A 14785-nucleotide genomic window follows, 5' to 3' on the forward strand; every position below is an offset into this window, starting at 1 on the left:
TTTGTATTGGGAGGATGGATAATAGCATAATTTCCTTCGGTAAAAAAGTATTTAAGAGAAGAAAAAGTTAGTAAAAAAATGATACAATGAATAAGAAATATTTGTTTAAAAAAGGAAGAATTTCATAATTGGAGGAGGAAATGGAATGTTTGCATCAGTAAATATTTCGTAAACGAATGGAAGCAAGAAGCAGCGGTTACCCAAAAAGTGCTGGACGTGCTAACAGATGAATCGTTAAATCAAGAAGTTTCTCCAGGACTATACAGCATAGGAAGCCTGGCATGGCACCTAACTGGAGCAGTATACTACTTTCCTTCACAGGTAGGATTAACGTTCGAGGTTCCTGATCTTCAAAAGGAAGCGCCAAAATCTGCTGCGGAAATAAGCGCGACATACAAAACAGTAAGTCAGCGGTTATCAGAAGCATTTTCTGAACAGGTTTCAGATGAAGACTTGAACAAGATGGTGAATTTATTCGGAATGGATATGCCGGTTCAAGCTGTTTACCGTCTGCTAATTCAACATCAAGCTCACCATCGCGGACAATTGACTGTCCTTATGAGACTAGCTGGCTTAAAGGTTCCTGGCATTTATGGACCAAGCAAGGAAGAATGGGAAGCAATGAATGCTTGAAAAAGCTAACGATGAACAATAAACCGGCGCCTGCCGGTTTTTTCTACTTATAGAATATAATTTCATAACCTAAACCGTTTTTACATTCTATACTTAATGAATAGGAAAAAATATTACACATTTATGATAGTCCCTTGTAATCGAATCAGAGGGGCATTACAGAAAGTACAAATCGAAACTTCTTGGTCTTAGAAAACCCCATTTTTTTTATAATTAGAAATTACTTGAGTTTTTCTAATGTTTACCTCCATTAAAAAGAAAATTGTATTTACAACGAAAAATGAATAAGCTAAAATAAACCAAATAAATGCGATGAAGAGAAGAGTAGGTAAATGTCATTCTTTCCAGAGAGCTCCGGTTGCTGAAAAGGAGTAAGAATACATTATTGAACCAAGTCTCAGAGCTGCACATTGGAACTGGCACCTGCGAGGGATAGTGTGACAGGAGCTCCTGTTATAGAGCTAAGGTATAAGCATGGCTGATTCATGCCGTACCTGATAAGGTTAATATGGCGACATATTAATAAACTGGGGTGGCACCGCGATGAACAATCTCGTCCCCAAGACAATTGTCTTGGGGGTGGGATTTTTTTTATGGCTTTTTAATAAAGGCTCTTTTCCTAAACTTTGTTCCATTTGAAGTTCATTAATGTATGAATAATTCACTCAGAAAAGATGCCCCAAAGAAATAATAATTTCAGGATTTCCATCTATATACCTGCAGCAACAGGATACAATCAAGCGTTAAATATGTAATGCAAAGATAGCGTAAAAATCTACTAGAAAATAAGGAGTGAACATAATTGGAAAAAGAAATGCCTATTCATTCATTGGAAAAACTTATTTCAGAAGATGTGAGCAACAACCATTTTAACCGACCGATTTGTACTAGATTTCCACCCGAGCCGAATGGTTATCTTCATATAGGGAGTGCTTATGCCATCCATACCAACTACATGATGGCTAAGAAATTTAATGGTAGATTCCATTTACGCTTCGATGATACCAATCCCTTAAAAGAAGATTGGGAATATGTTCATTCCATCATAGAAGACATCGAATGGCTTGGATATAGCCCAGGGGAACGGATATATTATGGGTCAGATTACTCACAAGAAATTTTTAATGCTGCCGTTACTTTAATAAAAAAGGGAAAGGCGTATGTATGCGAATTATCACCAGATGAAATAACAGAATACAGGGGAACATTAACAGAGCCTGGAAGGAATAGTCCATACAGGAATAGAACGATAGAAGAAAATTTATCCTTATTTAAGAGGATGAAAAATGGTGAATTTCCAACTGCAGCCATGGTTTTACGAGCAAAAATAGATATGAACTCTCCTAATATCAATTTAAGAGATCCGGTATTATATCGAATCATCCATGCGGAACACTATCGAACTGGCGCGGAATGGTGTATTTATCCAATGTATGATTTTGCCCACCCGATTCAGGATGCAATAGAGGGAATTACACATTCCTTGTGCTCGATTGAGTTTAAAGATCATCGGCCATTATATGAATGGGTGTTAACAGAATTAGAGAGCACAGAACCACCAAAGCAAAGGGAATTTGGTAGAGTGAATCTTACTGGTGTGGTGACAAGTAAAAGATATTTACGTGAATTAGTTAAGGAGGGATATGTAGATGGATGGGATGATCCACGGCTGCCAACGATAAAAGGATTGAGAAGAAGAGGTTTTACTCCAGAAAGCATCCGCAGCTTTGTAGAGGAAATGGGATATGTACGTCATCAAAGCACAATTGACTATGCTATGCTGGAGCATGCTTTAAGAAGAGAATTAAAAGCGAAGGTTCCAAGTAAAATGGTTATTTTGAATCCTTTGAAGGTCACCATTACTAATTATGAAAAGATAAAAACCGAGTTATTAAAAATAGAAAATAATGCAGAGAATTCGGAATTAGGCTATCGGGAGGTTCCATTTTCAAAATCTCTTTATATAGAGAAGGATGATTTTATGGAGATTCCAGTAAAGGGATTTAAACGATTAACCTTGGATTCGGAGGTACGTTTAAAAGGTGCTTATTTTATTAAATGCAATGAAGTAGTGAAGGATGAGAAAACGGGTGAAATAATCGAGCTCCTTTGTACGTATGATCCAAAAACAAAAAGTGGAACAGGCTTTAATGAGCGAAAAGTAAAGGGGACCATCCATTGGGTATCTGCAGAACAAAGTGGACGGGCGGAAGTTCATATCTTTCAATCTCTATTGGAGGATGAACGTTTGGTAAATGCACCTAATCAATCATGGGAGGAAAAACTTAACCCTTTTTCCAAAGTAGTTTATCAAGACTGCGTCATTGAGCCCTCCCTTAAAAACTCCATAATAGAGGAAAAATTTCAATTCATTAGGCACGGATATTTTTGTGTAGATAAAAATTCCTCTCCAGAAAAATTGATCTTTAATAGGACGGTTGCTTTAAAGGACACGTGGAATAGAAAGAATGTATAAGTCCTTTGCATTCAAATTTTGCAAAGAGCTTCTTCATGGAGACTTTAAGAAGAAAGTTAAAATACTTTGTTAGCATTATCTTCTTGGTTATACAATTGAGAAAAAGGCAAATCTTTTCACCGATAGGTGTCGTCTAGAGTCTGGTGTTTCTATTCTAAATTGCATATCTTATTCGATTAAAATGGATGAAGCTGCTTTTTGTCGTTTTGGTTTAAATTATTACTTTTTACCAATATTACCGTATTAGTAATAAAAGAGTTTTGTGTTTGGAGTTACTGATTATGGTTAAAAGTGGGATTTACTGTATTATAAATATTATCAAGTATAATGCAGGGTATGGTATGCAAAGATCATACGGTTTGTGATTTGGTCTTTAGAAGGATAGTTATTGTCATAGAAATTGTTTCTAATATCTTAGTTTGGCGGACACAGATTCCGTTATCTGTGACAAAATTCCTTAATTTCATGTTTTACAAAAATAGAGTGATTTCTAGGTGATTTTCCTTCCATAACGGAACGTGAGTCCGCTTTGCGATTAAATCTAGGGCAATTAGTGAAAATAACGGGACCAGTGTCCTCTAAAAAATGGTGCCATGAAACACATTTAAAATAGGGGTGGAAAAATGTTTGATCCGACAGCGTATGAGAATATGAAGGTTGTCATTGAAGGAGCAGCTTATGATTTGGATATAGATGGAAACATCAAGGTGGTGGACCGGAAGGATATTATAGACTTAGCCAGGATGAATAGATGGTTTGAAATAACCTATCGATCGGTCTCTTCGTCGAAAGTAATGGCAACATTTACTTTGGAAGCAAATTTGAATCAGCTAGCTTCCGAGCTCCTACACCAAGTAAATGGGAATCAGGCAGGAGCGGATGTACATATTACTTTCTCGTGGGATGAAAATGGTAAGAACTATAAGGAAAGAATTAAAAAACATTGGGGTACAGACCATGTTTATGAGGAAAGAAAAATTGATTCCTCCAGTCATGGGGTGCGCGAGGAAGTGATAATCGGATTCTCTCGTGCTATAACAGAGGATATGATCGATGACTTAATCGAAATGTTTCATTATTCCGTCGAGACCTTAGAACAGTTGAATTAAAGCGAATTTGAATGAAATAGATATCAATACATATACTTCCCTTATAAGAATTAGCTAGTAAGGAGTTGTTTTTATGCATTGGTATGAAAAATTAAATCAATATTTTCCAATAGAAGAAATGAAGTCAAGGGAACATATGGAGACTTTACTGGAGGAACGCTCGGATATTTATCATAAGGATGAGGGACCAAATCATGTTTTAATGTACGCTGAGCTTGAAAATTTTGTATTTATTGATTATCTTTTTGTTTCAAAAAACGCACGTGGTCAAGGGCTCGGACATCAACTTATAGAAAAAATGAAACAGAAGGGGAAGCCTATTATTCTCGAAGTAGAGCCGGTGAATTACGAAGATAGTGATACGGAAAAAAGACTTAAATTTTATAAACGAGAAGGATTCGAGCATGCCAATTCCATAGGATATAAAAGAAGATCTCTGGCTACAAACGAATTAAGTGAAATGGAGATTTTATACTGGGCACCCAAAAACGAGTCAGAAGAAAAGATATATGAGGCAATGAAAAAAACATATAATTTAATTCACACCTATAAAGATAAAGAATTATATGGGGAATCCTATCAACCTGTAAAGGAAGTTTTGACGTTCGATGAAGAGTCCGAAAGCAAAAATATTTTGAAGGATTTGTAAAGTGATTACTCCATGTTTTTCATCGAGTAAATCATTGTTTTCAAAAGAAGACATTCATCTTTTCTAGGTTTAAAAGCTTTTGCTCATAAATGGTTAAATCAATATTTCCACGTAGAAAAATGTGGATTTTGGATTATTGGAGTATTCATGCTCCTTTATTCCGTATCTATAGCTATTAAAGGATTTAAAGAATATAAAAAAAATTTGTAGTCCAACCAACTGGCTGGGCTATTTTTTTATCGAATTTTTTTGTTCTACTGTGTATTACCCCTTCATAATGTATTATTACCAATACGATTTCGTACTAAGGATAGGATGATAGGATGTTGTTTTTAACGGAAATGCCAACAGAAGCTAGGGAAAAAATTCTTTATTCTGGTTTACAGCTGTTTACAGTTAACGGTTATAAAAATACATCTGTATTAGATATTGTTGAGCTGGCTAAGGTATCCAAAACTACCTTTTATCAGCATTTCAAAAGTAAGGAAAAGTTAATGGTCCAATTAGTGGAGGAAATAGCAACGGAAATTATTGAAGAAGTAACGATAGCAGTAAAGAATGAAGACAGAATTGGCTATATGGCATATGCCGGAATTAGGCGATACGTCGGGATCTGTTTTACCGATACGAAGGTGGCAAATCTTCTGCTTGTCGAATCGGTTGGTGTTTCTTTGGAAATTGAAAAGGTCCGGCATCATGCACACCGAACTCTTGCAGAATTAATCGTACGAACAGTTGACACGATTTTGCCGACAACCGTTTCCGAAATGCAAATCCGAATTATATCACAAGCTATGATTGGTGCGATTAATGAGGTGGTAGTACAAAATTTCCAAGAAGCCGAGCAAGAAGAAGATTATGATGAACTCGCGCGCCTCCTTAATCGAATGGTTATCGGATCTTTCGTTAACCTTGCATATTGAAAAAATACAGTACGCGTACGTATTCGTACATACAATGGAGGGATTTTTTCTTGATTTCATTTCAATCCACTGAGGAGGAACGATCTTTTACAAGGCTCGCAAAAGCATTTGCACAAGATTACATTCGACCTGCAGCAAGGGAAGCGGAGCAAACAAAAGGTGTAGGTGCAGAACTTATTCATGAAGTGTACAATTTGGGATTTTCCGCGTTGGAGCTTCCTGAAAGTTGGGACGGATTAGAATTGCCTTTGGTTACACAGGTAAAGATTTTAGAGGAATTAGCTTTTGGAGATTTAGCCATATTACAAGGTACTCCCGGATATGGGGATGCAAGTGTATGGATTCGTCTCGATCGCAATAATCCAGTGTTTAACTCGTTAAAAAAAGAAGATCCTCCCCAACTAGCATTTATTAATGATACTGAGCAATCCTTTACTGCTATCGAGAGTGAGCTAAGTTATATAGTAAACGGAGTATCGAACCCAATAAAAATGGCTGGTCCGGCTGACTATATAATACTTGCAGCTGCAGATTTAAAAGGCATGCCGATTTTATTTTTACTAAATAACAATCAATGGAGAAGGATTTCTGAAGAATATCGACTTGGTCTGCTTGCAGCAAATTTTGCTAGGATCCAGCTGGACCATACAAGAATTCCTATGCAACAAGTAATTGCGACAGGGGACAATGCTCAAAAGCTGCTGGATGAATCACTAGCTAGGCTTCGTGTGCTAGAAGCTGCAAAAGAAGTTGGATTACTAAATGCTGCACTTCAATACGCGACAAAGTATACAACAGAACGAAAAGCATTTGGCCAGGAAATTGCAAAGTTTCAAGGAGTTTCCTTTACCATTGCCCAAATGGCTATGAAAACAAATACAGCCAGAAATCTTGTACTGTATGCAGCTAATCAATTAGATAGGCAAGAAAAAGATGCTACATTGTGCAGTTTAGTCGCCTTGCATAATACGCATAAAGCCCTCCGATTTGTAACAGATGCAGCAGTCCAACTTCTTGGCGGACATGGATATGTACAGGATCATCTGGTTGAAAAATGGATGCGTGATGCACAGGCACAAGTTATATCATCTGAATTAGAAACCGATCTATTGCTTCAATCCGGGGAGCTTTTACTGAAGGAGGAAACGGAATGATTTCATTTGAACTATCACCCCATCAAAATCAAGTGAAGGAAATTGTTCATTGGTTTGCTGAGAATGAAATACGTCCCATCTCCTTGGAAGCGGATCGATTGAAAAAAGTTCCGGATCAATGGCTTACCAAAGTTAATACATTGGGGATTCAACTAAGTACTGCATCCTTCGGAGAAGAGGAAGAAAAGAAGACAAGCAATAAAGAACGGCAAGGAAATCGTCTTGGGGTTATTGCTTCTGAAGAGTTAGGCTGGGGAGATCCAGCCATTGCTTTAACGCTGCCTGGGCCAGGTCTAGGTGGTCCGCCTATTCAAGGCAGTGGCACTCCAGATCAAAAACAACGATTCTTAAGTATTTTTTCAAGAGATGAAGCACCAAAGTGGGGAGCTTATGCTGTGACAGAACCAGAAGCGGGATCCGATGTTTCGGGTTTGCAAACAACCGCAGCAAAAGTAGAAGGCGGTTATGTACTGAATGGACAGAAAATATTTATTACCAATGGTAAACGTGCTTCCTGGGTGGTCGTGTTTGCAACCGTCAACAATGAACTTGGTCGCGCTGGCCACCGTGCATTTGTGGTAGAAAAAGAGACACCAGGATTTAGTTGTTCCAGACTTGCCGATAAAATGGGTCTACGCGCCTCTGAAACAGCGGAACTAGTGTTTGATGATTGTTTTGTGCCCGAGGAAAATCTGCTAGGAGGTGAGGATTACTATAATCGCAATCCTTCTGGTTTCCGTGTAGCAATGAAAACCTTCGATACAACCCGACCGATCATCGCTGCAATGGCAACAGGGATAGCAAGAGGAGCATACGAATATACTTTAGAAATGGTAAAAAAGGAGTATCCAAAGCACGGTAGGAAATACTATATTGCTTGCGAAGCGCTAGGGGAAATCTATGAATCTATATTAGCTTCTCGATTATTAACCTGGGAGACTGCTTGGAAAGCGGATCTCGGTCTTCCAAATGCAATGGAAGCTGCCATGTGTAAAGCCTATTCAGGAAAAATCTGCCTCGAAGTTACATCCAAATGCTTGGAGCTCCTTGGACCTGTAGGATTAGAAAACCACATCGTTGAAAAAATGTACAGAGATGCAAAAATATTTGATATTTTCGAAGGAACCAATCAAATCCAACAGCTGATCATTGCAAGACATCTGTATGAACCATTTGGGTTAAGAGTTTAAGGGGGTGAAATTGGGATACTAAAAGTTAATTGTGATAGAGGTAGGGAGTTTGCTGAATTTTTCTTTCAAACGGATGTACCTGATTCGAGATGCGGAAAATGGAATTAGAATCACGTGAAATTTATAGGTAGGCGTAGGAATAAATAGCGAAAGTGCTGAATTTTTCGCCAAAATCGCATAAAACAGAATCTAACTGTGAAAGAAATAGATTAGAATTGTGCAAATTTCAAAGATAAGTATTGAAAAAATGATAGGAAACGCGGAATTGTTGGGTAAATATAGGAACCTTTTCAAGTTGTTGAAAACGATGAGACAATCTTGAACTTATTAAACTCTACTTTCACTTTAAATAATATTAAAGGAGGACCATTACGAATGACAAAATCAATCGACGATTACACATTAGAAGAAGCTATGCAAAAAATTGAGGATGCCCTTAATGAAAATCCAAATCTAATCGAAGGTTTTAACGCAGTATATCAGTATGATATTACAGGAGATGACGGCGGAACCTATCAATTACACTTAAAGGAAGGGGCTGCAAAAGTGTTTAATGGAGCAGAAACAGAGGCGGATTGCGTATTGACCCTCTCTGAAGATAACTTCAAACAGATGCTACTTGGTAAATTAAATGGGACGGTAGCGTTTATGTCCGGGAAGCTGAAAATTAAAGGTGATATTGGAAAAGCAATTAAAATGGAAGGGTTGCTTCGGCAATATAATGTGAACGACTATCTTTAATTTCTAAAAGGGCCCACCCCAAACAGGGCCCTATCATTCTCAAAAAGGAGGTGTTTTCATGAAAGCTCATAATCTAGTAGAAATGGTACATCGAACTGTCGAAAAATTCCCTCATAATATCGCACTTTCCCATAAAGTCAACGGAGCTTATAGAGGAATTACTTATCAATCCTTTTGGGAAAAAATTAAAGATGTTGCAGCAGCCCTTGTAAAACTGGGGATTGAACCTCAAGATAAAGTAGCTATTTTATCAGAAAACAATCCCGATTGGCCGGTTTGCGATATCGCCATCATGAGTATTGGTGCCATTTCTGTTCCAATTCACTCCACACTTCCAGCGGATCAAGTTTCTTTTATAGCAAAAAATGCAGATTGTAAATTAATCTTTGCACAAAACGAACAACAATCAAAAAAACTACATCAATCTTTATCTCATACCATCATCACTTTATCTCCAGTTAAAAATGTACTCTCACTCGATGACATCATTGATTTAGGAAAGCAGCATCCGCTTACCGATTGGGAAAGCCGTTGGCAAATGATAGGCCGGGACGATATCGCTACCATTATTCATACCTCAGGTACAACAGGCATACCAAAAGGAGCGATGCTTACTCACGGTAATATTCTATCGAATATTGAAGGAGTTCAATTTTGGGTATTGGAAGCCAAATCTACGGATATTTTACTCTCACATTTACCACTTTCCCATGTTTTTGAACGAATGGCAGGTCAATTCATGCCCTTATATGTGGGTGCTTCGATTGCATATGCTGAAAGCATTGAAACCGTTCAACAAAATTTGCTGGAAGTGAAACCAACGGTACTTGTAAGCGTGCCGCTTTTATTTGAAAAGGTGTATGCGCAAGCACAGAAGAAAATTGATGCAGGGACACCATTACGCAGGAAAATTTTTGATTGGGCCATAAAAGTGGGGATGAAACGCTATCAATTCTATTCCACCCATAGCTTTGATGAAATTTTTCGAATGGGTGAGCTACCCCGGAATATAAGAAGAAGCTGGAAGTTGGCAAATAAGCTTGTCTATCAAAAGGTAAAAAAAGAATTAGGAGGAAGATTACGCGGATTGATTTCCGGTGGCGGTGCATTAAACCCAGAGATTGCAAAATTCTTCTGGGCAGTGGATCTACCGGTATTAGAGGGGTACGGATTAACAGAGACCTCACCGGTAATATGTGTAAACCCGATGTCGCGTTCAAAGGTTGGCACCGTCGGAAAACCACTCCCTAATCTAGATATTCAGATCGGCCAAGATGGAGAGGTAATGGTAAAGGGACCAAGCGTGATGAAAGGATACTACCATGATGAGGAAGCAACCAAGAAGCAATTTCAAGACGGTTGGTTTTTAACGGGAGATATAGGCACAATCGATGAGGATGGCTATTTAAAAATTATCGACCGAAAAAAACGAATGCTTATTTTAACTACCGGTAAAAATGTAGCCCCACAACCAATCGAAAATGCAATAAACCAAAGTATCTATATTCAAAACTCTGTATTAATAGGGCATAATCAAAAATTTGTCCTAGCCATCGTTACACTATCCTATGAATATCTTATTCCATGGGCACAAAAGGAAGGGATGTACGGAGAAAGAGAACTCCTTTTAAAACAAAGAAAAATTCAGAGCTTGCTAAAAACAGAGGTTCAACGGTATACTGCCAAGTTTGCTCATCACGAACAGCCGAAGAAGCTCATCATTATTGATAAAGAATGGAGTGTCGAAGAAGGAGAATTAACTCCTTCATTAAAAGTACGTTTGCCCGAAATCGAAAAGAAATATAAAGCAATTATTGATAGAACTTACCAGGAGGAAAATGTGGAAGAGAATGGAGCAGTTAGTTTTTCGCTAAATGATATAGAAAGGGGAAAAGGATCATGACTTTGCCGCTAGAAGGAAAAATTGCTCTCGTTACAGGTGCTTCCAGGGGGCTGGGGAGAGCGGATGCATTAAGGCTTGCTCAGGCAGGGGCAGATGTGATCGTCACTGATATTTTAATAGAAGATGATGAAAATATCGAAACAACCTCCGAAGGTCTTGGACCGATGGCACAAATAATGGCACAAAGCCAACAAGTTTATACAAAATCGACAACCGAGCAAATTAAAGCAATGGGCCGCCAATCGAAAGCATACCGAATGGATGTAACAAACAAGGAGGAAGTGGAAGCGGTTTTTCAGGAAGTTGTCGATCTATTTGGAAGGATTGATATTTTAATAAATAATGCGGGCACATTGGATCATACTGCCCGATTAGAAGATCAAAATGATCAATTTTGGGAACGAGATCTACGCGTTAATTTGACAGGAGCATACCATTGCTGTAAAGCTGTTTGGCCATATATGAAAAAACAAAACTGGGGACGGATTGTAAATATGGCTTCCGTTGCCGGAACTCTTGGCGGGTACGGACAAGCAAGCTATTCTACAACGAAAGCAGGCGTCCTAGGGTTAACAAAATCACTGGCTCTCGAAGGAGCTAAATATAATATTACCGTTAATGCCATCGTTCCAGGAATTATTAATACGGAAGCCTTTCAAATGTCAAACCCAACGATGCGCGAACGGATGATTGCCAGAACTGCTTTTAAAAAGCCGGGAGAACCGGAGGATATTGCTAATGCGATAGCATTTCTTGTCTCTGAAGAGGCCGGTTATATCACAGGTGTAGGGTTGCCGGTTGCAGGTGGAATAGACTTATTTACTTTCTAAAAATCTAGGGAAATAGGAGGGACTTTCTCATTGACCAAGCATGATGCCGTTATTGTGGATGCTGTCAGAACACCAATCGGACGAAAAAAGGGATCTCTTGCCGGGATACGGCCTGATGAAATGGCCGCGTATGTTCTAAAGCAACTTGTCAAAAGAAATCAGTTAGACCCTATGGAAATTGAGGATGTCAAAATGGGGTGTGTGACACAAATTGGGGAACAAGGCTATAATATCGGACGCATGGCTGCCCTAATCGCCGGTTTTCCAGTTGAAGTCTGCGGGGTAAGCGTGAACCGGATGTGTGCATCCAGCTTAGAAACACTTGCTCAAAGTGCTCATGCCATTATGGCGGGGATGTCCGACTGTGTGATTGCTGCTGGAGTGGAAAGCATGAATCGAGTTTCAATGGGCAGTGATGGCGGTGATTTCAGTTCCAAATTATTGCAGCAGCATACCATTATTCCGCAGGGATTCTCAGCGGAATTAATAGCAGATAGATGGAAGCTCTCAAGAGTGGAATTAGACGAATTTTCCTTGGAAAGTCACGAAAAAGCAATAACCGCTCTAAAAGAAGGAAGATTCAACAATGAAATAGTTCCAATTGAAGCAAGTGATCGAAATGGGCAAACCTTTTGGATGCAGGAGGATGAAACACCGAGATCTAATAGCACGATGGAAGCACTTGCTACGCTTCATCCTTCCTTTCAACCTGATGGAAAAATAACTGCAGGTAACTCCAGTCAAATTAGTGATGGTGCCGCAGCTGTATTAGTTACCTCTAGGGAAAAAGCTGGTTTACTTGGATTAGCTCCACGGGCAAAAGTTGTCGCTACTGCTTTGGCAGGAGTAGATCCGGAGATTATGTTAACCGCAATCATTCCTGCTACACAGAAAGTTTTAAAGAAAGCAAAATTAACGATCCAAGACATGGATATTTTTGAAGTTAATGAGGCTTTTGCATCTGTTGTTCTAGCTTGGGAAAAGGAAATACAGCCTGACCCGTGGAAGGTAAACCCAAATGGTGGGGCGATCGCGCTTGGCCATCCATTAGGAGCAAGTGGTACTAGAATTATTGCCACTATGATCAATGAACTGGAAAGAACAGGTGGCCGTTATGGATTGGCAACCATGTGTATTGGCTTCGGCATGGCAGTGGCAGTCATTATTGAACGAGAGGGATTCATAAAATGAGCAAAAATTGCGAGATACAAGTGAATCAGAATGTTGCCATCTTCACTATTGACCGTCCACCTATGAATACTTTGAGCAGAGAAACGCTGTTGGAAATGGAAACACACCTGAATAACTTGGAACAGGATGATAAAGTTCGCGCCATTATTATTACAGGTTCAGGAGACCAATTTTTTTCTGCAGGTGCTGATATAACAGAGTTTAGCGATTTTGTTGATATGGAAAAGGCACGTCAGAACCTACAAGTCATGCATGGGGTTTTTCGAAAAATGGAGACATACCCAAAACCCATTATTGCATGTATAAACGGTAAAGCATTTGGCGGAGGAAATGAACTGCAAATGGCATGTCATCTTGCTATTGCCTCAGAAACGGCAGAATTCGCATTGCCGGAAATCAGATTAGGAATCATGCCAGGTTACGGCGGTACACAACGTCTTCCACGATTGATAGGGAGTCGGGCAGCATTGGAACTAATTCTTACAGGTAAAAGAATAACTGCTCAGAAAGCATTGCAATATGGATTAATTAACCGAATTGCAACTTCTAGTAATTTATTGGTAGAAGCCATTCACTGGGCTCAGGAAATGGCTTCTGGACCTCCAATTGCCATGAAAGCGATTCTGGATTCCGTCATCCGTGGTTTGGACCGTTCCTTGGAAGAAGGGATTGCCATTGAAACGGAAAATATGCTTCCTCTTGCAAAAACAGAAGATGCTATTGAAGGCGTCTCTGCCTTTTTTATGAAAAGAAAAGCAGATTTTAAAGGGAAATAGAACTCCCTAACTGGTCGGACTGTCTACATTCATTTAAAGAAGTTCGACCAGCGTTCCAATATCCTACTGGTAGTCCCAGCAAAATCAACTCCTCAAATTTTAGTTTCCTTTTTTTCTAATATTTCATCATGTAATACATTTATTTGTCCATTTCACTACTCCTTAGAAACTGCTAAATAATTTAAATGAGTTTGTATTTATATAAAGACATCCATCCAATAATGAATATCTATTGTAAGTATAACGTGCGTTGACATATTTTAATGGTTCAATTATCAATGAACTAAAAGGGATCTGTGAAATGGAATTATTTCAAACAGAAGAACTTGTCGATATCGTATATGGGAAGACGAAGGAAAGAGAATTAAAATTGGATATGATTAAACCCATCTCTGATCAACGATTTCCTGTTATTATTTATGTTCATGGCGGAGGCTGGATGGCCGGTGATAAGAGAAATGTTGGAGGGAAGTGGAATGCTTCCTTTGCACAATATGGCTTTGTTTGTGTAAATATTAATTTTCGATTAAGTGGGGAAGCAATATTTCCAGCACCTTTATTGGATGTCAAAGCGGCAATACGCTGGGTGAAAGAACATGCAGATCAATATAATATGGATGAAAATAAAATAGGAATATGGGGGCACTCTTCTGGGGGGCATCTATCAACTTTAGCTGCATTAAGTGCAGATCATGCTGAATTTTTAATGGGAGACGAGAAGGTTTCAGATAAAGTAAATGCAGTAGCTTCACTTGCTGGTCCCGTTGATTTATTATCAATGGGTACTTGGCATGACAATCCTAATTCACTTGAATCAAAATTTCTTGGTGGAAGCGTACAAGAACAAAAGGATTTAGCGCAGAAAGCCAATCCGATTAACTATATTAGGGAAAATGTGCCTCCTTTTCTAATCGTGCATGGGGATAATGATAAAATATGTCCAGTCCAACAAAGTAGAATGCTACATAATGAACTTCATAATTCCTCGTATCTTGAAATTAAAGGTGCAGATCATGACTTTATTGCTGGAACATTAAATATGGATGAAATATTGAAACTTGTTCTATCATTTTTTAACAAGACTCTTAAAACAGGACTAATGACCGCTGATGAAATACATGAACATCAAGAAGAAGTTGAAAAGGTGGTAAATTGGTTTATAACTAATAGTAAATAAATTCGAGAATAATTAATCCCAAGAAAAGACCTC

Annotated in this window: 13 protein-coding genes and 1 other annotated feature; all 13 genes read left to right on the plus strand. The window is 38.6% G+C overall.

What is annotated here, in order from left to right; genetic code table 11:
- Positions 1 to 207 precede the first annotated feature (207 nt).
- Positions 208 to 633 carry a DinB family protein gene (locus KHA87_RS06355; RefSeq protein ID WP_349305556.1) on the plus strand — a complete coding sequence of 142 codons (426 nt, stop codon included), beginning with the start codon at positions 208 to 210 and terminating at the stop codon, positions 631 to 633.
- 303 nt (positions 634 to 936) lie between these two features.
- Positions 937 to 1197 (plus strand) — a binding site (T-box leader).
- Positions 1198 to 1447: 250 nt separating this feature from the next.
- Positions 1448 to 3109: a glutamine--tRNA ligase/YqeY domain fusion protein gene (locus tag KHA87_RS06360; protein ID WP_213094259.1), complete on the plus strand. Its 1662-nt coding sequence runs from the start codon at positions 1448 to 1450 to the stop codon at positions 3107 to 3109.
- 623 nt (positions 3110 to 3732) lie between these two features.
- Positions 3733 to 4218 (plus strand): hypothetical protein, encoded by a 486-nt coding sequence (locus KHA87_RS06365; protein WP_213093250.1) that lies wholly within the window; start codon positions 3733 to 3735, stop codon positions 4216 to 4218.
- Positions 4219 to 4291: 73 nt separating this feature from the next.
- Positions 4292 to 4867, plus strand: coding sequence for a GNAT family N-acetyltransferase (locus KHA87_RS06370; RefSeq protein ID WP_213093251.1), 576 nt, complete (start codon positions 4292 to 4294; stop codon positions 4865 to 4867).
- 323 nt (positions 4868 to 5190) lie between these two features.
- Positions 5191 to 5790 carry a TetR/AcrR family transcriptional regulator gene (locus KHA87_RS06375; protein ID WP_213093252.1) on the plus strand — a complete coding sequence of 200 codons (600 nt, stop codon included), beginning with the start codon at positions 5191 to 5193 and terminating at the stop codon, positions 5788 to 5790.
- A 50-nt stretch (positions 5791 to 5840) separates the two neighbouring features.
- On the plus strand, positions 5841 to 6944 hold the full coding sequence (locus KHA87_RS06380) for an acyl-CoA dehydrogenase family protein (RefSeq protein ID WP_213093253.1): 1104 nt from the start codon (positions 5841 to 5843) through the stop codon (positions 6942 to 6944).
- Positions 6941 to 8134 carry an acyl-CoA dehydrogenase family protein gene (locus tag KHA87_RS06385; RefSeq protein WP_213093254.1) on the plus strand — a complete coding sequence of 398 codons (1194 nt, stop codon included), beginning with the start codon at positions 6941 to 6943 and terminating at the stop codon, positions 8132 to 8134. Before KHA87_RS06380 ends, KHA87_RS06385 begins: the two co-directional genes overlap by 4 nt.
- A 375-nt stretch (positions 8135 to 8509) precedes the next feature.
- Complete coding sequence (locus KHA87_RS06390; RefSeq protein ID WP_213093255.1) at positions 8510 to 8875, plus strand: SCP2 sterol-binding domain-containing protein; 366 nt, start codon at positions 8510 to 8512, stop codon at positions 8873 to 8875.
- A gap of 58 nt (positions 8876 to 8933) precedes the next feature.
- Positions 8934 to 10778 (plus strand): AMP-dependent synthetase/ligase, encoded by a 1845-nt coding sequence (locus tag KHA87_RS06395; protein WP_213093256.1) that lies wholly within the window; start codon positions 8934 to 8936, stop codon positions 10776 to 10778.
- Positions 10775 to 11608 carry an SDR family NAD(P)-dependent oxidoreductase gene (locus KHA87_RS06400; RefSeq protein WP_213093257.1) on the plus strand — a complete coding sequence of 278 codons (834 nt, stop codon included), beginning with the start codon at positions 10775 to 10777 and terminating at the stop codon, positions 11606 to 11608. The genes KHA87_RS06395 and KHA87_RS06400 overlap by 4 nt, the downstream gene beginning before the upstream one ends.
- A gap of 30 nt (positions 11609 to 11638) precedes the next feature.
- A complete protein-coding gene (locus KHA87_RS06405) occupies positions 11639 to 12799 on the plus strand; it encodes a thiolase family protein (protein WP_213093258.1) in 1161 nt (386 codons plus the stop codon).
- A complete protein-coding gene (locus KHA87_RS06410; protein WP_213093259.1) occupies positions 12796 to 13575 on the plus strand; it encodes an enoyl-CoA hydratase/isomerase family protein in 780 nt (259 codons plus the stop codon). Before KHA87_RS06405 ends, KHA87_RS06410 begins: the two co-directional genes overlap by 4 nt.
- Before the next feature lie 301 nt (positions 13576 to 13876).
- A complete protein-coding gene (locus KHA87_RS06415) occupies positions 13877 to 14752 on the plus strand; it encodes an alpha/beta hydrolase (RefSeq protein ID WP_213093260.1) in 876 nt (291 codons plus the stop codon).
- Positions 14753 to 14785: the final 33 nt, after the last annotated feature.

Source organism: Bacillus sp. FJAT-49736 (assembly GCF_018343615.1).
Classification (GTDB): Bacteria; Bacillota; Bacilli; order Bacillales; family Bacillaceae_C; genus Margalitia.